The following is a 17621-nucleotide window of genomic DNA, read 5'->3' as shown; positions in this document are numbered from 1 at the left end:
CACCGATGCCGGATTCTGCGAAGGTGGTGCGGGCCGCACCACTTACATGGCTGCCACCATCGATGCCGGACCCTGCTGAGGTGGTGCGGGCCGCACCACTTACATGGCTGCCACCATCGATGCCGGATCCTGACAAGGTGTTGTGGGCCACAACACTTGCTGTGTCGCTGGTCCAGATTCCGGCCACGGCCGCTGTGCTGTGGGCCGCGTTACCTCGATGACCTCGTTGTCCACCTAATATCACGGATGTGTACCCCGATTAGGCTTCAGCAGATGCAACATTCCGCTGAGTGTGTGTTTTGCGGTTTGTATCGACTCAGGGCTACGGGGCTGAGTTACCGTCTTCGTCGGCTGCTCTGTGCCCTCTGGCGGCGCTGAAGCTTCTTGACGCTCGTGACTCGCTTTTGCCTTGTCGTCAGGGTTCCATTGACTGTTGAAATCGCCGCGAACGGCCATTCCGACGAGTGTCATCAAGTAACCCAGCGGGTTACGGACACCTCCCGAGTCACAGCGGTGGACCCATTGTTTGATCAGCGCCGGTTTCAACTCTGCTGGAACCTTTTGCAGCGCCATGACCGCGTTCTGTTTTTGCTCGACCGGTAGACGATGCAGTGCACCGAGTAAATCGGCAGCCATGTCGTTTGGTGTGGGCGGTACATGTACAGAGCTTTTACAAACATCTTTGTGTGTATCTGTATACGTACTATATGAGTTCGGATGCCGAACTAAGTCCGAACTCAGGGATTTACGGCTGAGTTCGGCATCCGAACTCTGCTCCAAAGCGATTCGCTCGTCGTCTTTTTTGCTGAGTTCGGTATCCGAACTCAGTGGAGATAGAGCTATATTTTGCTGAGTTCGGATTCCGAACTCTGCCGCTTTGAGAACGACTGGAGCCTGCGCTTTGGTCCAGGCCTGGCTGTTCATTCGGGATTCGATGATGTCCAGCCGGCTAGGTAAGCGTTGGCCAACGTCAGGATCAGCTGCAAATTCCTTCCAGGCAATTTCCGCTACTTCGCGAATCACCTTGGTCTGGTGCTGCATTGACTGCGCGAGTAGCTGCAAGTAGTCCTTGTCGAACTCTAGAGCTTCGGCCGGTGTGACCGGTTCGTCATGAAGCAGGTAGACGTTGCCTTGCACTTGTCCACTCAGATCATTGCGCACCCGTCGCCCCAGGCTAAGCCAACGGGTGAGACGTAAGGTCACTAATGCTTTTGATACAGTTTCACGTGAGGCAGGCCTACCGGGTTGCATACCCAAATATGGCCGCAGTTGGTCATAGGTAGGGAACGCCGTAAGGCCGTCGTCATTGATCAGTAGGCGAAATACCTGCCAGGTGTTTCTTTCAAGCGGGGTTAAGCGATCATCCAAAAGCAATCGGCGAGGTACCGTTTCGTGTGGGTTCCCGCTGAAAATAATTCCGGAGTAGGGGGAAGACCCTTCAATCCCCGGAGGCGCCGACTCTTTTTTCTGAAGCAAGTGAGCTTCAAGGTGACCCGAGGCCGAGTCTAAAAGCGTCGACAAGGGGAGCCGAGACAACCTCATAATACAGAGTCACCTTCCACCGATGTCGCTGCTGGCTGTGCAAGTCGTTGAGAAGACACAAGCTGTAGCCTTCTCGGAAGGCCAGGGTTTGCAGGAGGGTAAAGCCCTTCCTTTATCCAGGACTGAATGCGATGCCAGATGATGGCCAGGCTGAGGTTTTCGTGGGTTTCATCTGGGCTAGTATCCTGTGGAGCATTGAGTTCCTCGGCGACTAACATGGCGATGTCCAGCAACGCGAGACTGTCGCCAAGCTCTACCTGATGCTCTTGCATTAGGTGCGTCCATCGGTACCAAAGCTGAGCGTCCATCTCCTCACTGAATTCGCGCCAACGGCCACGACGTGCCGTCACGCCGATCATGAGGCGTTGAAGGGCCACATCCTGCGGAGACAGCCCGAAGAACTGTTGCAGCATTTGAGTGGTCGCGCCAAGTCGCAGCGCACGTTCAATCATGCGCACTTCTTCATCAGAACGCTGCGCGCCTGACAGTAGTTTTTTTACCATGTCCCCATCAATGGTGACGTTGCACCAAGACACGGGAGTGTTAAGCAGCAAGCTCAGTACTGAAGGTTGTTGGAGCTGAGCCAATATCTCTGGCTCCAGGCCCATTTCGATGCAGCGCCGAAGTTGGCCATTACGCATGTGATGAAGCACCTGTGACAGGATTGCTTCATTTATTGGTGTCTTGGACATGACGACTCCCCCTTGTAGAGTCCGTGTGTTAACTGGCTGAATTCGGACCGTTGTTGGCGACTGACTGGATTTCCAGGTCAATCAAACGTCTTGCGAGACGAATAATGCGGAACAGCTTCACTAAAGCGCCGTCGCTGAGACGGCATTCACTTTCAGGGGGCTGATCTTTTGTGTGAGGCTGGCCCAGTAAGATCTGGCCCAGCCCGGCTGCGAACTCGAAGTCAGCCAGAGCGTCGATTTGAAGCTCGGGTTGCTGCTGAATCATTTTCAGTACGATGGCCATTGAGCCGCTCAAAGACTGGAGCAGCGTCAAGGTATGTTGGGCTGTGGCAGTAATTTCGACTTCCGCTTCGGGGTGTCGGTAGCTGAACCCGACGCCACCATCGATATCGATAAATTGACCTGGGGCTTTGACCGAGCTGGCTATTTCGCGAGCCAATTGAGCAATGTGCTGACGCAGGGTTGCGGTATTGTCTATTTCGCGTTCGATGTACCAAAGGTCAGAAATGGGATTGAGTCCGCCCGCTTGAACAGGTATGGCCACCAAGGCATTGGAGGCGAAGTCCGGCAAGACCTCACCGTCAAGCGCAGCGAGCTCCCGTTTCATCTTGTCGACTCTGGGAGAAGTCTTCACAGGACTCGCAACGTGCCCATCGATACGTGCTTGGCGCTCTTGTGGGCTCATTTGCTCCTGCGGAGTAGGGGCCAGTTGCTGTTGGACCCCTTGAGGTGAAGGACTCTCTTTGGAGGGCGTCGTCTTATGTGTGCTGCCCCCCGAAGGAGCAGGGGGTAGTTGTAGAGGGTTCTGATTAGCCTCAATGCCATTGTTTGAGGCGTTAAGTTGAGTCCCCCCCTCAAATTGCGATGCAGGGTACTGTGGCAGCTCAAGAACCGGCGTAGAGCGGCGCAACTGGTCCTGGTTCTGAGTGATTTCCAGCAGTATCTTTTCGTAACCGAGATTTAAAGGCTTTTTGAGCTGATCAATTAGTTCGTCCTGGAATCGCTGGAACAGAAACTCTTCTGCATCGCCCTCAAACTGGGACAATACATCTTGAAAAATTGTCTCAAATTCTAGAATCGGCCCATTTTCTTGCGTTTGGTAATTGCGCTCCCAGCACTGCAAGGCGCTCTTTCTCAAAGAAAGAAGCTTCGAAACTCGGTCTACACCTAGTCCGGAATACAGCACCGTAGGAATTGCAGGAAGCAGGTAGCGGATGGCGTCCTGCATTCGGCTTATGTGCGTATGAGAGATAGGGTAGCCATCTGCGCTGAGCCGCCGTGAAAGCTCACGCAATGAGATAGCTTCCCCTGCCTCTGTTTCATATAGCGCTCTCGCTTTGTCGACCCCAATAGCCCGCTCAATGAATAGGAGCTGGCCTTGCAGGTCGTTTTCAGCCAAGTGGCCGGTGAGCGAGATGATTTCGCCCCGAACGGCGTCCCAGGGGCGAAATAGGCAGTGAAACTTGAAGTACTTCTCGTCGCCGGTCTCACGATACAACTCGTTTAAAATTGCCAGACGAGTGTTACCGCCGTTGCGGATCCGGTACTTATCTTCCCCAGGTTTACGGGTTACGGGAGGTGGCGTATCGAGACCCCGATTTCGTATCGACTCTTTAATTTCATCGTACTTCGGGTTACGAGTCGTCCTTGGGTTTTCGTCATACGGCAGCGTTTCGTCGAGGGTCAACAGCATGGGTGTATCGACGATGGGGTCACTCATCCGCGCTGCCACTGGCGACTTCGATTCAAACGCCGGCAGCAACAGCTTATCTTTCATGGTCTGGGCCAACGACGGTTTCATACTCTGGCTCCTGGCTGCTCGTAAGCCGGGCTTGCCGCCAAAAGCTGGTCAATGATTTTTAAAGCACGATCAAGAGCGGCTTCAAGTTCGGCAGTTGTTTCCAGCCGATAAACAATTTCTGAGTTCATCGACCTGGCGTTGTCACGTGCTTCCAGCGCGATGCGTTCGCGCATCCCGTCGGGAAGGCGAATAACGAATTTTTCTTCATGCAGACGCTTTGGTTTGTTACTCATGGTGGGCTCCGATGCCTAGGGTAGAAAGTGTGTTCAGCGACGTTTCAACTGATCAGTGAGTTGGGTAGGTAACCCCTTGATGACTAATGAATTGGACGCCTCGTCGTACTCGATCTTGTCCCCTAGCAGATGCGCTTCAAAACTGATGGACAAGCCTTCGGCACGGCCGGTGAACCGACGGAATTGGTTGAGAGTGCGTTTATCCAGGGGGATTTCCGGCGACAGGCCGTAGTCCTTATTGCGGATATGGTCGTAGAACGCCTTGGGCCGATCTTCATCGATCAGGCCCGAGAGTTCCTCCAGGCCCATGGGTTCACCGAGCTTGGCCTGGCTAGTGGCGTAGTCCACCAGGGCCTTGGTTTTCTCGCGGGCCGATTCGTCTGGCAGGTCTTCGTTTTCAACGAAGTCGCTGAACGCCTTGAGGAGGGTGCGGGTTTCGCCCGGGCCGTCGACGCCTTCCATGCAGCCAATGAAGTCGCTGAAATACCCCGAGATCTTCTTACCGTTCTTGCCTTTGATGTACGAGATGTACTGCTTGGACTGTTTGTTGTTCTGCCACTCGGACAGGTTAATACGCGCCGCCAGGTGCAGCTGGCCAACGTCCAGGTGGCGTGAAGGGGTGACGTCCAGATCGTCAGTAACCACGACGCCTTCACTGTGATGGAGTAGGGCAACAGTTAGGTAGTCGGTCATGCCTTGCTGGTAATGGGCAAACAGTACGTGGCCACCGGTGGAGAGGTTGGATTCTTCCATCAGCTTTTGCAGATGCTCGACCGCCGTGTGGCTGAAGGCGGTGAAGTCCTGGCCACCTTCAAAGTATTGCTTTAACCAGCCGCTAAACGGGTGCGCGCCGGACTCGGCGTGGAAGAAACCCCAGGCCTTGCCTTGTTTGGCGTTATAGCTCTCGTTGAGGTCGGCAAGCATGTTCTCGATGGCGACCGATTCGGATAGCTCCGAATCGCGTGCCTGGAGAACAGCAGGTGTGCCATCGGGTTTTTTGTCGATCAGGTGGACGATGCAATGACGGATAGGCATTAGATTGCCTCCTGCGAATGTAGGGTTTGAGCTCGATCAGCACGACGAATACGGGCTTTGGCATTGAGGCCTGAGCGGTAATCGCTTGCGGTTGATGAGGTGTAAATCGATCCAAGGCCAGACTTGGTGAACTTGATGTGGCCACCTTGAGTGCGAGACACCGTCCAGCCATTCGCTTCAGCAAACTTCACGAGTACACGAAGGCTCTCGCTTTTTCCGCGTAGGAGATTGGTGGTCATAGCTCTGCATCCCTGGCTGCCAGAACGTTACCGGTCTGGATCGCGATGATTTCAGCCTGGTCGCCAGGAAACTTGGTACCGAGCTCATGCAAAAAGTGACGCATAGCCTCACGTGCTCCAGGGACGCGGAACACCACGCTGCAGTGCTGAACTTCCGCGGGGTGTTGCAGGTGAGACATGACGGCCACTTTCAGCGAGCAGCACTGGAGGTAGCGGGGCACCCAAACCGACCAGAAGTAGCTGGATAGCAAGGCGCCCGCGCAGAGCAGTTCAACGGTAATTGTTGCGCTGAGCGTGTTGGTCAGCTCGACGTAGCCGAGATTCTCAAACTCCAACAGATCCTCACGCATGCTCATTGGGACTACGGTGCTGTGGTCACGAGCAAGGCGACCGATCGCTTGAGCTAATGCGTCGAGCTCCACTGGGTTTATCCCAGATTTATGGGCATGAGCCACGGCAGAGGCTTCGAACACGGCACCGGCATGGATACTAGGAAATAGCTCGGCGCTACTGTGCATCCGACACCTCCTGAAGCTCCTCGATGTCATAGCTATTGCAAGTAGGGCAAATAAGCTCGTCCACTTCACCGCCGGGTAAGGCTGGAGCGCCACTCACTTGATGTTTTGGGTGGTGGCTATCGCATTGAAGGCACCAGTGAGTGATGCGGACGAGAGTATTCATCGCTGAGGTGTGCTTTTTCATATTTGAGCCCCTTGCCAGCCGGCGTTGGGACTGAGGTTGGCAAACCGGGTCTGATTGGCGATGAAGGCTGTTCGTACGGTCCCAGTTGGGCCGTTACGCGCCTTACCGAGAATGATTTCTGCAATGCCTTTGTGTTCGCTCTGAGGGTGGTACACCTCGTCCCGGTAGACGAACATAATCAGGTCCGCGTCCTGTTCAATCGCACCGCTATCACGCAGGTCTGCGTTGATCGGACGCTTATTTGGCCGTCGCTCCAGTTCTCGGTTGAGCTGGGAAAGCGCAACCACCGGGCAATTCATCTCTTTCGCCAGGGCCTTGAGGGATTGGGATATAGCGCTGATCTCGTTGGCTCTGTTTTCCTGACCTGGGCAGCGCATGAGCTGCAGGTAATCGATCAGGATCAAGCTCGGGTGCCCGAAGCGACGAGCTGCTCGACGAGATTTGGCTCTGATTACTGCAGGCGTGAGCGCTGATGAGTCGTCGATGACCAGGCGCTCGCCATAGTCATTGATACGAGAAACCGCTGCAGTCAGCTTCGGCCAATCATCATCATCGAGCTTGCCCTTCAATAGCCTGCCCAGATCGATATGGCCTAGGATGCCCATCAATCGATACATCAATGCTTTGGCCGGCATTTCCATGCTGAAAACCTGAACTGTACGATCAAGCTTTGCCTGCAGAGCCGTATCTATGAAGTTCAAGGCCAGAGAGGTCTTCCCCATAGACGGGCGCGCGCCGAGGATGATCAGGTCGGCTTCTTGAAACCCCGAAGTCAGCTCGTCCAGGTCCTCCAGGCCTGAAGGCAGGCCGGTCACGGTGATATTGCCGTTGAAATGTTCGTCTATTTGTTCGACGACATTCGTCAGGCACTGGTTGATATTGACGAATTCCGTTGCGCTCTTGCCCTCACCCAGAGCGAACAGTTGCTGTTCAATAGATTCTTGAACATCCTCCGCACTTGCCAACGGGTCTGTCGCCTCGCGAGAGCATTGGTATCCAAGGGACATGAGCTGTCTGAGCCGAGAGCGATTACGCACGATGGATGCGTAATGCTCGATGTTGGCTACAGACGGCGTGTTTTTGGCCAGCTCGCCCAGATAGCCCAGCCCTCCGGCTTCGTCTGGCTCCTCCAACGCGTTGTGGACGGTGACGATGTCGAACGGAATCGACTTGTCAGCAAGGCTTGCCATTGTCCGGAACAGCAACCGATGGTCGTGTCGAAAAAAATCAGAGGCATCCAGTTTGTCCGCGACGAGATCCCAGGTGTTGTTGTCGAGCAGTAGCCCACCTAACACACCTTGTTCAGCCTCTACGGAGTAGGGCGGTGATAGGTCAAGGTGATTCATTTCCCTGACTCCTGACCTATCTGAAGAAAACCACTCCCGTTGCGTGCCCCCAGGGCTTTGACCATGTCGACTTCAACCTTCGCTGAATTGATCATGACCTGAGCAACCTCCGCTACCGCTTTAGCCCGTTCGATTTCCATTGGTTTTTCCGGGTCCAGGAGGCTCTCGATCGCGACGAACAGGTGATTACGTAGATCTTCAATCTTGTTCTTCATTTTCAACCTCCCGGATGGTGCGTTTGAGTTTGCCGATAGCGCGTATTGCGGATTTCAGCTCTTCCGGATACCGATGAATGGTGTTACGACGCATGCGTTCTGCCCTCGTCAGTAACTCCAGGTTATTCAGGGCTATATGGGCCTTGTTGCCGTCCTTGAAGCACACGCACATGTTTAAAGGGACTGGTCCGTGATGCTCCTCCCAGAGCAGTACGTGCACCGCTTTCCAGTCAACGGGTGGATAACCGGTATCAGTGATTTTCTTCTGCTGATAGCCGTCAGGAGTCGTGCGCAGGCTGCCAACAGGGAGCCAGTTCCCTGGTTTATTCCCCGCCTTAAACTGCGTTTGAGTCATGCGACCAGAGGAGGGGAGCCCCTTGAGGCCCTTATTCCACGGGACAAAACCCTTGGGAAAGCGGAATTCAGCGCCCAACTTGCCGTCAAGCCGGCCACAGAGACTACTGCGAAGAAACTCGGTGCTTTTGCTCAAACCCAGCCGTTTGGCTTTGGCATAGACCTGATAGACGCTGAGCCCCAATTCGGCGGCTAGGACATGAGTCGGTTCATCGGGATAACGGGCAATGAGCGTGCGCTCTTCTGCCTCACTCCAAACATGGTGTTTGTGAACCGGGGTAAGTCCAAGCTGGGATCTGGCTTTTTCCAGCGCCGCCATGGCCAAAGGTGGAGGCGAATGAGTTCTCATTGGCTCCTCCCATGCCCAAGGGCTCCTTGCGACTGCTGTCCAACACCACGATGCAGCCTGGCATGCTTGCCCTGGTCCCATCCCGCTTGCAAAGAGCGGGTGTCATGACCTTTGGCTTCGATGGGCTTGATAATGGCTAGTGTTAGTTTTGGATGGTGCCATTCCAGGTAGGCTTGGATCTCCAGCGCAGTGTTTTCGTCTATCCCGCCTGCAAACTGGTGCACCTTAGAGGCGACGGCATTGAGCCAGCCCTCTGCAAACAGTTGGCCACGGTGACGTTTGGTTTTTAGTTGGCAGCGCTTCTGCCGGGCAACATGAGCTCGTCGGGCTGCGACAAGCTGGTGATGCAGCGTTGAATAGGTGTGAGCTGCCAGCTCGGGTGAAATACCCTTCCCCAAGAACTTGAAGGACCAGCCAAGCAGCGGATTGAAATACGCCAAGTGGCTGCAATCGAAGGCTTGGGAGCAGATTGAGGCCAGGTTGTGCAGCCAATCCTGCGGTGCCCTACGGGTTTTGGTACCCACAATGGCTTCTTTGATTGTATGGGCAGCAACTTCGGTGTGTTCCAGGTTGTACTGCTTCATCAAATGGCGAGCTTGACGAAGTGCAATTTCCACTTCGTTTGGGGCAGCGCCTTGTGACTTGGCCAGCGCCATGAGTTTGGCAACCTTGCAGAGGACTTTTTGCTTGTCCATCATTCGCCCCCTTCCTTTTGAAGGCTGGGGGAGAGCGCCTCTGACCACAGGCGAAGTGTTTCTTCCTCATCAGCAGAGAGGTGAGTCTGTGCAAGACAGTCCGCAACCTTCTGTTTCAAGGCATCAAGACGGTCTTGAACACTCGAGCCATCGTCGTAAGCAATCTCTTGCTCAACAGTTTGCACAACGTCATTACGCAGAGAGAGAACCGTGCTTATCCAAAAAGCACTTGGACTGGTCCAGCCAATAAGCTTTCGAGTTCTGGCAGGCGACAGGTAATCACGGAGCCTGAGATTGAACTCCCTAGGTGAATAACCATTCCTGAAAACGTCTGCGCGATTGAGCGTCAGCGCTGTTTTAAGAATATCTAGGAGAGGGTCCAAAGCCGTTGACTCAGGAACAAAAGGTTCTAGATATGTTTCAGCTACCAGGCGTTTGGCTTCTGCATATCGACTTTGCTGACGGCGTTTGGCTTGGCTTTCGTCGCGGCCGCGCTTTTCCTTCGCGTGCTTTATGTTCGAGTTCACAGACTCGATTAGCTTCGCGGCGTCTTGCAAAAGCTGAATCTGTTCAACGCTCAACTGGGCGCCAATCCGACCGGGTAGATGGCAACCGCTTGTCAGGGCTCTGATTTCTCGTGCGGTTCCACTGAGCTTGGCTTGCAAGCTGCGCAATTGCTGAGCGCTGTAGTACTTGCCAACCTCTAGGATGAGATCTGCAGTAATACTGCGGGCGTCGGTAATGGAGGGCTTCGCCATTTCAACGACCCTCCCTCACCAAGTTGGCTACCTTTTCCTCGGTCATGGCCTCGAAGCGGTCACGCCATTCTGGAAAAAGCTCAATGGCCAAACGGCGGATGACGACTAAGGCTGCCGGGGATATTCGGTTTGAAGGCTGTCGGTATTCCAGGCGGTGTACTGGGACGCCCAGGGAAGAACCGCTACGAAACACCACTGCGCTGGGGACGACGCTATCCAGAACGTTGATTTCGTCATTGTCCTGGAAAATTTCCCGTACCGACTGCTCGATCATTTGCGCGTCAGTGGTTTGGTCGAGATTGTTGACGACTATCCGCACGGGTGGGATTTTCATGCCCAGGCGCCCATAGGCGCGCAGGCCGTCCAACATCTGCATGGTTCCCCGGCTGAACTCCCGTGCAGCGAGCATATTGGGCGGAAGTGGGGATATGACCAAATCAGAGGCTAGGACCACCATTTCGAGCATGGCCGATCTGGCGCCTTGAGTGTCAATCAGTACCAGGTCGAAATGATCTTTGAACGCCGGCATCAGGTTGGCGAGCCGCAACCGTCCGTCAGGTGCTTGCAGGAGCAGGCTGTTCAGTTGGTTGTTGATGTCGTTGGAAATGACAAGCGAGAGGTTTGGTATCGCGGTGCTGGATATGATCTTGGCTGATTCGGTGATATTGAATGCCAGCAGGTCGTAGATGCCCCCCTGAGCTTCGTCGACCAATTGGTAATACGAGGAGAGTGAGGGCTGTGCAGGATCTAGGTCGATGAGGAGCACGCGCAGGCCTGCATCCGCACAAAAAGCGCCGAGGTTGGCCTCGATGGTGGTTTTTCCTACGCCGCCTTTGGTCGAAACTACCGCAGAGATTTTCATGGTTTGGAGCCTCTAATGTGGGTTCATTAGAGGCTGCGAGGCCACGGAAACAGCTATGTGTAGCGAACACGATCCTGGGCTTTGAAGCACTAGAACCAATTGTCTTTTAACCAATTGGTCGTAGGTTCGAATCCCACACGACCCACCATTTTTGAGACCAGTTAAGGCTGGAATCGAATCTTAAGATCAGAGGCCAAAAGCCCTGATCGGAGAAGGCGACTGAAAGGTCGCCTTTTTTTTACCGGGGTATAGCGCAGTCCGGTAGCGCGCCTGCTTTGGGAGCAGGATGTCAGGAGTTCGAATCCCCTTACCCCGACCATATTAAAAATCCTCGTATCGAAAGATACGGGGATTTTTTTTGCGCGCGCGAATCCTGAGTTCACCGCAAATCAAATGTGGGAGGGGGCTTGCTCCCTCCCACAGGTATTATGCGCTGTTAGTGGAGTTTGAGGCGCGGTTCGGTGCCTCGGCCAATCTTGCTCCCCAGCATCAGCATCGCCGTGCGGAAGAAACCGTACAGCGCCATCTGGTGCATGCGGTACAGCGACACATAGAACATCCGCGCCAGCCAACCCTCCAGCATCACACTGCCGGTCAGGTTACCCATCAAGTTACCCACTGCCGAGAAGCGCGACAGCGAGATCAGCGAGCCGTAGTCGGTGTACTTATAGGTCGGCAGGTCCTTGCCTTCGATGCGTAATTTAAGCGATTTGGCCAGCAGCGAAGCCTGCTGATGCGCAGCCTGTGCCCGTGGCGGTACGTTGCGGTCAGTGCCGGGTTGCGGGCAGGCGGCGCAATCACCAAAGGCGAAGATGTTTTCGTCGCGAGTGGTTTGCAGGGTTTGCAACACTTGCAACTGATTGATGCGGTTGGTTTCCAAGCCATCGATGTCCTTGAGGAAACCCGGTGCGCGGATCCCGGCTGCCCACACCTTGAGGCTGGCCGGAATCACTTGGCCGCTGCTGGTGATCAGGGCGTCGGCAGTCACCTCACTGACCGCCGAATTGGTCAGTACGGTCACCCCAAGTTTCTCCAGGGTTTTATGCACAGGCCCGCCGATCCTCTCCGGCAACGCAGGCAGTACCCGCGGCCCGGCTTCGATCAGGGTGATGTGCATGTTTTCCGGCTTGATGCGGTCAAGGCCATACGCGGCCAGCTCATGGGCGGCGTTATGCAGCTCGGCGGCCAGTTCGACGCCGGTGGCACCGGCGCCAACGATGGCAACGCTGATCTGTTCAACGGCATCGGTCTGCCCGGCATGGGCGCGCAGATAGTGGTTGAGCAACTGCTGGTGGAAGCGCTCGGCCTGTTTGCGCGTGTCGAGGAACAGGCAATGCTGCGCCGCGCCCTCGGTACCGAAATCGTTGGTGGTGCTGCCCACGGCAATCACCAGGCTGTCATAGCCCAGTACACGTGCGGGCACCAGTTCGCGGCCTTCTTCGTCGAGGGTGGCGGCCAGCTGGATTTTCTTCTGTTCACGGTCAAGCCCGCTCATACGCCCCAGCTGGAACTCGAAGTGGTTCCATTTCGCCTGGGCGACATAATTGAGTTCGTCTTCAGAAGAATTCAGTGAGCCTGCAGCCACTTCGTGCAGCAGGGGCTTCCAGATGTGGGTCAGGTTGGCGTCCACCAGCGTGATGCTGGCCTTGCCGCGCTTGCCCAGGGTCTTACCCAGGCGGGTGGCCAACTCCAGGCCGCCGGCACCGCCGCCGACGATAATAATACGATGGGTCATGGGGATATCTCGCAAGGCTAAAAGAAATCGGAGCAGTTACCCCCGCGAGCGCCAGGCAGCTCATAGCGTCAGGTAACTCAATAGGCGGCTCAGCACGCCGAGCCCGACCACCACTACCAGCACCACACAGAGAAGCAGCCATGGCCGGAAAGGCTTGCGCTCGACTCTGTTCTGGGAGAGTTGCAGGTACTCTTCGACATGCTGTTGGTCATCGGGGTTCAGGCGGCTGGTCATAAAGGCCTCGTCAGGTAGACGTTGCAAAAGGGCGCCACGTTACAGTCAAGGAGTTGGCGCTATCGCCATAAGCGTAGCCGGTGCCCGTGTCACAAGCTGATGCCAACGTCGAATACTATGCTGCGCCCCAGGTTGTTGCGCAAGAAATCCGGTGCATCCGGGTGGGCGAACAGCACCCGGGCGAAAGTCGGGCCTACCAGTGACAACGAACGCCAGCCCTGGCGCAGGTATTCGGTCGGTGGCGGAAAGTGGCTGTTGAGGTCCAGCACTTCGCGCTTGAGGCTGGTGAAGGCGATGAGGTCCAGCTCTCCCAGGTCCATACCGCGTTCTTTGTAGTTGTGGGCTTTTTTACGCAATGTCGGCGCCAGGCGCAGCAGGAACTCATGGGCAGGGATGCGCCGTGGCTTGGCCTCGCGCCGCACCAATTGGCTCAAGGAGAAAGCGCTGCGCCTGCGCAGCAATTCGTCGCGCCATTCATCATTCAGGCGGCGGCCTTCGTCCAGCACGAAAAACACCTCGAAGCTGGCGTCGCGAAACAATACATCCGGCGGTTCCTGGCCCGCAGCGTGAAACTCTTCGACACGGTAGGGCACGTTCAGGCCTTGCAGCAGGCGCTGGCAGACCCAACGCTCACGCTCCCACTTGCGGGCATTGGACAGGAACGCATTGGCTTGTTCGGCTGCTACGGTGAGCAGACGCAAATAATCTGAGTCATCCATATTCGCAGCTTAGCGTTCAAATGATGACCACAGGAAGTCTTGCTTTAAAACGCGGGTGTAGACTGTTGACTTGGCAGTAAGCCCAAGGATGAGGTGTGTGGTGAGGCTTTTTGTAGAGGTATTGCATCCGTGATCAGTGCGGCTGTTCTGGCACCACTGACCCTGAGCATCGGCTGGCTGTTGTACGCGCCGGCGGTGGTCTGGGCGATCCTGCGTTCGCCTTGGGTCGAACTGTTCGCCGACCGACGGCGCCAGCATTTGCTGTTCGGCACGGTATTCGCGCTGTTCATGCTGTGGCTGGTGCGGCGGGATTTCGATACCGGGGTGTCCTATCACTTTATCGGCATGACCGCCGTCACCTTGCTGCTCGATTGGCCGCTGGCAATCGTTGGTGGGTTTGCCGCTCAGCTCGGCTTGATGCTGTTGGGGCGCCAGGACCTGGCTGCGCTCGGCGTCAATGGCCTGCTCCTGATCGTGTTGCCGGTGCTGGTCACCGAAAGTTGCGCGCTGTTGGTGGAGCGGGCACAACCACGTAACCCCTTTGTGTATATCTTCTGTTCCGGTTTTTTTGCCGCTGCGCTATCGGCCTTGTTGTGCCTGTTGGCCGGCCTGGGTCTGTTGTGGTTCGATGGCCGCTTTGCGATGCCGGAGTGGCTGGAAGACTTTGTAGGCTACCTGTGGCTGATCATCTTCCCCGAAGCTTTTATCAACGGCATGGTCATCAGTGCGTTGGTAGTGTTTTGCCCTGAATGGCTGGAGACCTTCAACCGCACCCGCTATCTCTCGGCACCCTGGAAGGACGACGATTCGCGGCGTTGATCCAGGTCAAATCCCAGGCAACGGCGCAGGTCCATGCTCTGCAAAATTTTCAGGAGCACGGATCATGAGTGTGTATGAGTGGGCACGGCAGGAGTTGCGCAGAAGTCAGGATGCAGCGCAGGAAATCGGTTTTGACCCAGGCCTGACATTGCGCGCCATGCTCAGCGCCGTGGTGCAGCAAAGCAAGGGTGTGCGCAGTTTTGAAGACCTGGCCGACGAGTTGCAATACCTCGCAGAAAACCTCGACGACCAGCAGGAATATGCCTTTATGCGGCCTTAGTGGCGCGGCGGCAGGTCTTCGGAAAACAGTTCGTCTTCTGCATCCGGGGTCACGGGGATCTTGTGTTCCTCTGCGGCCCAGGCGCCCAGGTCGATGAGTTTGCAACGGTCCGAGCAGAACGGCCGGTTGAGGTTGGTCGCTTTCCATTCCACGGGTGCACCGCAGGTTGGGCAGTCGACGGTCAAGGGTTGGCTCATGGTCGGCCTCCACGCAAAGTAAGGTAAAAGTGGTGCAGTCGCTCGACCTCGCCGTGCAGCCAGGCAAGGTCTTGGTCATTGACCAGTACGTCATCGGCATGGTTCAGGCGGTCTTCTCGGCTGGACTGGGCCTTGAGTATCGCCTGCACCTGGTGTTCGCTGATGCCATCGCGCTGCAGGGTACGCTGAATCTGCAGCGATTGCGGCACGTCGATCACCAGGATGCGCTGGGTCATGCTGTACTGGCCGGACTCGATCAGCAGCGGTGACACCAGGATCGCATAAGGCGACCGGGCACGTGCCAGGTGGCTGCGAATTTCCTCGGCAATCAGCGGGTGCAGCAAGGCCTCCAGCCACCGGCGTTCTTCAGGTACTTCAAAAATCAGTTTACGCAGTGCGGCGCGGTCCAACTGGCCGTCGGGCTGCAACACGCCGTTGCCGAAGTGCTCGGCAATGCGCGCCAGTGCCGGCCGACCAGGTTCGACGACCCAGCGGGCAGCATGATCGGCATCCACCAGGTCAATACCCAGGTTGATAAAGTGCTCGGCCGCAGCGCTTTTGCCGCTGCCAATGCCGCCTGTGAGGCCAAGAATCCAGGGTGTTGCGACAGAAGTGGTCATCTGAAACCGACAGACTGCAAATAGAAGTCGGTTATTTGACCACCCCAGAGCAATGCAATCCAGCCGGCAATTGCCAGGCAGGGGCCAAACGGCATCGGTGCCGAGCCTTGGGCCTTGCGCACACGCAACAGAATAAGCCCGGCGATCACGCCCAGCAGTGAGGCCATCAGCAGTGTCATCGGTAGTATTTGCCAGCCGCCCCAGGCGCCCAGCAATGCCAGCAACTTGAAGTCGCCATGGCCCATGCCATCCTTGCCGGTGACGAGTTTGAACAGCCAGAACACGCTCCACAGGCTCATGTAGCCAATGACTGCGCCCCACAGCGCATCGGGCAGGGTCGTCAGCAGGCCGGCGCTGTTGAGGATGAGCCCCAGCCAGAGCAGCGGTAGCACCAGCGCATCCGGCAGCAATTGATGGTCGAGGTCAATCAGGCTCATGCCGAGCAAGCCCCAACTCAACAGCAGTACCGCGCCGGCTTGCCAGCCAAAGCCGAAGTGCCAGGCAACAGCGGCTGAGAGCAGTGCGCATGCCAGTTCGGTGAGGGGGTAGCGAATGCTGATGGGCTCACGACAGTGGGCACAGCGCCCCCTGAGCAGCAGGTAACTGAGCACCGGGATATTTTCCCAAGGTCGAATCGGCTGGTCACAGTGCGGGCAACAGGAGTTCGGGCGCATCAGGTTATAGACCGGGCCTGTGGGAGCAGCCGGCAAGCCGAGGATCTCATGGGCCTGGGCACGCCATTCGCGCTCGAGCATTTTTGGCAGGCGCCACGCCAGCACGTTGAGGAAACTGCCGACGATCAGGCCCAATACCAGCGCCAGGCCGACAAACGCCCAGGGATACTCGCGCAACAGCAGGCTCAAAATGCCGTACCCAACTGAAAGACTGGCAGGTACATCGCGATCACCAGCGCCCCGACAATGCCCCCCAGTACGACCATGATCAACGGCTCCATCAGGCTGGTGAGGTTATCGACCAAGGTGTCTACGTCTGACTCGTAGTGGTTCGCGACTTTTTCCAGCATGCGGTCCAAAGTGCCGGACTCCTCACCGATTGCCGTCATCTGGATCGCCATGCCTGGGAACAGGCCGCTGCTGGCCATTGACTGATTCAACTGCATGCCTGTGGATACATCGTGGCGCATACGTTCGATTGCCTGTCTGAAAGGTCCATTACCGACGGCACCGGCCACCGAGCTCAATGCCTGCACCAAGGGGACACCCGCCGAAAACGTGGTTGAAAGCGTGCGTGCGTAGCGTGCGACGGCTGATTTTTGCAGCAGTTTGCCTGCCAGCGGGGCTTTCAACAAACCGGCTTCAAGCCAGTGGCGAAAGCTCGGGTAAACACGGTAGGCGTAGCGAAGCCCCCATACGGTTGCGCCCAAGCCCAATGCCAGCATCCACCACGCTTGTTGCAGGAATTCGGACAAGGCAATGACCCCCAGGGTAAATCCGGGCAATTGACCATTGACCCCGGCGAACAGGTTCTGGAATTGCGGCACTACGTGTATCAACAGCACTGTGCTGACCAGTGCGGCAACCACCAGTACCACGACAGGGTAGGTCATGGCTTTCTTGATCCTGGCTTTGAGCTGCTGGCTTTTTTCCAGGTGGATCGCCACGCGCTCCAGCAGGGTTTCCAGGGCACCTGCCTGTTCCCCGGCGGCTACCAGGCTGCAATACAGGTCATCGAAATAACGCGGGTGCTGGCGCAGCGCATCGGCCAAGCTGTTGCCGCTGGCGATCTGCTGTTTCAACGTTTTGACCAGTTCGCTGACTTGCCGGTTTTCAACACCTTCTCTGATGATGTCGAACGCTTGCAGCAGCGGGATACCGGCCTTGAGCAAGGTAGCCAACTGGCGGGTGAGCAGGGCGATATCCGCGGGTAATATTCGTGGAGCGAAAGTACCTCGTGGGGGAGGCTTCTTGCGCACATGCTCGGGGCAGATTCCTTGCTGGCGCAGTTGTGCCTTGATCAGCGCAAGGTTATGGCCAGCCATTTGCCCGGACACCCTGCGCCCTTTGCGGTTGATGCCTTCCCAGGCGTATATCGTTGAAGTGTCATTCATGTCAGGTTTGCGCACGCAGGTGGTGAAGAATTTATAGCTTAGTCAGGGAGCGTGTCCGGGCAGGCTGGCGTTCAGGAATAAAATGTCAGAATGTACGTCTTGTACGCGATTGGCCGAGTGAGCATG

22 protein-coding genes and 1 tRNA gene are annotated in these 17621 nt (G+C 56.3%); 3 read left to right on the top strand and 20 right to left on the bottom strand.

The features are described 5' to 3' along the window. Positions 1-240: 240 nt before the first annotated feature. The 13 genes from JFT66_RS10380 to JFT66_RS10320 all read right to left on the bottom strand — a co-directional run bounded on the left by JFT66_RS10380 (position 241) and on the right by JFT66_RS10320 (position 10823). On the bottom strand, positions 241-1542 hold the full coding sequence (locus JFT66_RS10380; RefSeq protein WP_153838932.1) for an STY4528 family pathogenicity island replication protein: 1302 nt from the start codon (positions 1540-1542) through the stop codon (positions 241-243). Continuing rightward, positions 1539-2234: a DUF2857 domain-containing protein gene (locus tag JFT66_RS10375; protein ID WP_008437329.1), complete on the bottom strand. Its 696-nt coding sequence runs from the start codon at positions 2232-2234 to the stop codon at positions 1539-1541. Before JFT66_RS10375 ends, JFT66_RS10380 begins: the two co-directional genes overlap by 4 nt. Positions 2235-2262: 28 nt before the next feature. Beyond that, on the bottom strand, positions 2263-4035 hold the full coding sequence (locus JFT66_RS10370) for a ParB family protein (protein ID WP_153838931.1): 1773 nt from the start codon (positions 4033-4035) through the stop codon (positions 2263-2265). Next, complete coding sequence (locus JFT66_RS10365; protein WP_032877856.1) at positions 4032-4268, bottom strand: Arc family DNA-binding protein; 237 nt, start codon at positions 4266-4268, stop codon at positions 4032-4034. The genes JFT66_RS10370 and JFT66_RS10365 overlap by 4 nt, the downstream gene beginning before the upstream one ends. Before the next feature lie 33 nt (positions 4269-4301). Beyond that, positions 4302-5303 (bottom strand): nucleoid-associated protein YejK, encoded by a 1002-nt coding sequence (gene yejK, locus JFT66_RS10360; RefSeq protein ID WP_060763811.1) that lies wholly within the window; start codon positions 5301-5303, stop codon positions 4302-4304. Continuing rightward, positions 5303-5542, bottom strand: a complete 240-nt coding sequence (locus JFT66_RS10355; protein WP_008437325.1) for a type II toxin-antitoxin system HicA family toxin — start codon at positions 5540-5542, stop codon at positions 5303-5305. Before JFT66_RS10355 ends, yejK begins: the two co-directional genes overlap by 1 nt. Next, a complete protein-coding gene (locus tag JFT66_RS10350) occupies positions 5539-6060 on the bottom strand; it encodes a hypothetical protein (protein WP_153838930.1) in 522 nt (173 codons plus the stop codon). The genes JFT66_RS10355 and JFT66_RS10350 overlap by 4 nt, the downstream gene beginning before the upstream one ends. Positions 6061-6240: 180 nt before the next feature. After that, positions 6241-7590, bottom strand: coding sequence for a replicative DNA helicase (gene dnaB / locus JFT66_RS10345; RefSeq protein WP_153838929.1), 1350 nt, complete (start codon positions 7588-7590; stop codon positions 6241-6243). Next, positions 7587-7805: a hypothetical protein gene (locus JFT66_RS10340; RefSeq protein ID WP_032877851.1), complete on the bottom strand. Its 219-nt coding sequence runs from the start codon at positions 7803-7805 to the stop codon at positions 7587-7589. The genes dnaB and JFT66_RS10340 overlap by 4 nt, the downstream gene beginning before the upstream one ends. Continuing rightward, on the bottom strand, positions 7789-8508 hold the full coding sequence (locus JFT66_RS10335; protein WP_102605717.1) for an HNH endonuclease signature motif containing protein: 720 nt from the start codon (positions 8506-8508) through the stop codon (positions 7789-7791). The genes JFT66_RS10340 and JFT66_RS10335 overlap by 17 nt, the downstream gene beginning before the upstream one ends. Then, a complete protein-coding gene (locus JFT66_RS10330; protein ID WP_153838928.1) occupies positions 8505-9206 on the bottom strand; it encodes a DUF2786 domain-containing protein in 702 nt (233 codons plus the stop codon). The genes JFT66_RS10335 and JFT66_RS10330 overlap by 4 nt, the downstream gene beginning before the upstream one ends. Continuing rightward, positions 9203-9961, bottom strand: coding sequence for a hypothetical protein (locus JFT66_RS10325; protein WP_060763808.1), 759 nt, complete (start codon positions 9959-9961; stop codon positions 9203-9205). The genes JFT66_RS10330 and JFT66_RS10325 overlap by 4 nt, the downstream gene beginning before the upstream one ends. A gap of 1 nt (position 9962) precedes the next feature. Next, positions 9963-10823, bottom strand: a complete 861-nt coding sequence (locus tag JFT66_RS10320; protein ID WP_032877846.1) for a ParA family protein — start codon at positions 10821-10823, stop codon at positions 9963-9965. A 242-nt stretch (positions 10824-11065) separates the two neighbouring features. Here JFT66_RS10320 and JFT66_RS10315 point away from each other — a divergent pair. After that, positions 11066-11142 (top strand) — tRNA-Pro (locus tag JFT66_RS10315). Positions 11143-11259: 117 nt separating this feature from the next. Here JFT66_RS10315 and JFT66_RS10310 read toward each other — a convergent pair. The 3 genes from JFT66_RS10310 to JFT66_RS10300 form a co-directional block, all read right to left on the bottom strand. Beyond that, positions 11260-12558 carry an NAD(P)/FAD-dependent oxidoreductase gene (locus JFT66_RS10310; RefSeq protein WP_005784669.1) on the bottom strand — a complete coding sequence of 433 codons (1299 nt, stop codon included), beginning with the start codon at positions 12556-12558 and terminating at the stop codon, positions 11260-11262. A gap of 60 nt (positions 12559-12618) precedes the next feature. After that, positions 12619-12792: a DUF3094 family protein gene (locus JFT66_RS10305; protein WP_034118042.1), complete on the bottom strand. Its 174-nt coding sequence runs from the start codon at positions 12790-12792 to the stop codon at positions 12619-12621. Positions 12793-12881: 89 nt separating this feature from the next. Beyond that, positions 12882-13511 (bottom strand): DUF1780 domain-containing protein, encoded by a 630-nt coding sequence (locus tag JFT66_RS10300; protein WP_003188431.1) that lies wholly within the window; start codon positions 13509-13511, stop codon positions 12882-12884. A gap of 129 nt (positions 13512-13640) precedes the next feature. Here JFT66_RS10300 and JFT66_RS10295 point away from each other — a divergent pair, with 129 nt between their 5' ends. Both JFT66_RS10295 and JFT66_RS10290 read left to right on the top strand, forming a co-directional pair. Next, entirely contained in the window at positions 13641-14330 is a 690-nt protein-coding gene (locus tag JFT66_RS10295; RefSeq protein WP_198859209.1) for an energy-coupling factor ABC transporter permease, read from the top strand. Between the two features lie 64 nt (positions 14331-14394). Beyond that, positions 14395-14610, top strand: a complete 216-nt coding sequence (locus tag JFT66_RS10290; protein ID WP_003171680.1) for a hypothetical protein — start codon at positions 14395-14397, stop codon at positions 14608-14610. Here the strand turns inward: JFT66_RS10290 and yacG are convergent. The 4 genes from yacG to JFT66_RS10270 are packed head-to-tail and all read right to left on the bottom strand — an operon-like array spanning position 14607 to position 17495. Further along, positions 14607-14807, bottom strand: coding sequence for a DNA gyrase inhibitor YacG (gene yacG, locus JFT66_RS10285; RefSeq protein WP_034118044.1), 201 nt, complete (start codon positions 14805-14807; stop codon positions 14607-14609). The genes JFT66_RS10290 and yacG overlap by 4 nt on opposite strands. Further along, on the bottom strand, positions 14804-15427 hold the full coding sequence (coaE, locus tag JFT66_RS10280) for a dephospho-CoA kinase (RefSeq protein WP_034118045.1): 624 nt from the start codon (positions 15425-15427) through the stop codon (positions 14804-14806). The genes yacG and coaE overlap by 4 nt, the downstream gene beginning before the upstream one ends. Next, positions 15424-16290, bottom strand: coding sequence for a prepilin peptidase (locus JFT66_RS10275; RefSeq protein WP_034118047.1), 867 nt, complete (start codon positions 16288-16290; stop codon positions 15424-15426). The genes coaE and JFT66_RS10275 overlap by 4 nt, the downstream gene beginning before the upstream one ends. Further along, positions 16287-17495: a type II secretion system F family protein gene (locus JFT66_RS10270; protein WP_198859208.1), complete on the bottom strand. Its 1209-nt coding sequence runs from the start codon at positions 17493-17495 to the stop codon at positions 16287-16289. Before JFT66_RS10270 ends, JFT66_RS10275 begins: the two co-directional genes overlap by 4 nt. Positions 17496-17621 lie beyond the last annotated feature (126 nt).

Source organism: Pseudomonas sp. MF6755 (assembly GCF_016405635.1).
GTDB lineage: Bacteria > Pseudomonadota > Gammaproteobacteria > Pseudomonadales > Pseudomonadaceae > Aquipseudomonas > Aquipseudomonas haemolytica.
The sequence above is the reverse complement of the archived record's forward strand: the minus strand, read 5'-3'. Positions and strand labels throughout refer to the sequence as shown.

Coding starts and splice junctions, on each gene's coding strand:
- JFT66_RS10380 (WP_153838932.1), bottom strand. CDS start 1,542: ATGAGGTTGTCTCGGCTCCCCTTGTCGACGCTTTTAGACTCGGCCTCG.
- JFT66_RS10375 (WP_008437329.1), bottom strand. CDS start 2,234: ATGTCCAAGACACCAATAAATGAAGCAATCCTGTCACAGGTGCTTCAT.
- JFT66_RS10370 (WP_153838931.1), bottom strand. CDS start 4,035: ATGAAACCGTCGTTGGCCCAGACCATGAAAGATAAGCTGTTGCTGCCG.
- JFT66_RS10365 (WP_032877856.1), bottom strand. CDS start 4,268: ATGAGTAACAAACCAAAGCGTCTGCATGAAGAAAAATTCGTTATTCGC.
- yejK (WP_060763811.1), bottom strand. CDS start 5,303: ATGCCTATCCGTCATTGCATCGTCCACCTGATCGACAAAAAACCCGAT.
- JFT66_RS10355 (WP_008437325.1), bottom strand. CDS start 5,542: ATGACCACCAATCTCCTACGCGGAAAAAGCGAGAGCCTTCGTGTACTC.
- JFT66_RS10350 (WP_153838930.1), bottom strand. CDS start 6,060: ATGCACAGTAGCGCCGAGCTATTTCCTAGTATCCATGCCGGTGCCGTG.
- dnaB (WP_153838929.1), bottom strand. CDS start 7,590: ATGAATCACCTTGACCTATCACCGCCCTACTCCGTAGAGGCTGAACAA.
- JFT66_RS10340 (WP_032877851.1), bottom strand. CDS start 7,805: ATGAAGAACAAGATTGAAGATCTACGTAATCACCTGTTCGTCGCGATC.
- JFT66_RS10335 (WP_102605717.1), bottom strand. CDS start 8,508: ATGAGAACTCATTCGCCTCCACCTTTGGCCATGGCGGCGCTGGAAAAA.
- JFT66_RS10330 (WP_153838928.1), bottom strand. CDS start 9,206: ATGATGGACAAGCAAAAAGTCCTCTGCAAGGTTGCCAAACTCATGGCG.
- JFT66_RS10325 (WP_060763808.1), bottom strand. CDS start 9,961: ATGGCGAAGCCCTCCATTACCGACGCCCGCAGTATTACTGCAGATCTC.
- JFT66_RS10320 (WP_032877846.1), bottom strand. CDS start 10,823: ATGAAAATCTCTGCGGTAGTTTCGACCAAAGGCGGCGTAGGAAAAACC.
- JFT66_RS10310 (WP_005784669.1), bottom strand. CDS start 12,558: ATGACCCATCGTATTATTATCGTCGGCGGCGGTGCCGGCGGCCTGGAG.
- JFT66_RS10305 (WP_034118042.1), bottom strand. CDS start 12,792: ATGACCAGCCGCCTGAACCCCGATGACCAACAGCATGTCGAAGAGTAC.
- JFT66_RS10300 (WP_003188431.1), bottom strand. CDS start 13,511: ATGGATGACTCAGATTATTTGCGTCTGCTCACCGTAGCAGCCGAACAA.
- JFT66_RS10290 (WP_003171680.1), top strand. CDS start 14,395: ATGAGTGTGTATGAGTGGGCACGGCAGGAGTTGCGCAGAAGTCAGGAT.
- yacG (WP_034118044.1), bottom strand. CDS start 14,807: ATGAGCCAACCCTTGACCGTCGACTGCCCAACCTGCGGTGCACCCGTG.
- coaE (WP_034118045.1), bottom strand. CDS start 15,427: ATGACCACTTCTGTCGCAACACCCTGGATTCTTGGCCTCACAGGCGGC.
- JFT66_RS10270 (WP_198859208.1), bottom strand. CDS start 17,495: ATGAATGACACTTCAACGATATACGCCTGGGAAGGCATCAACCGCAAA.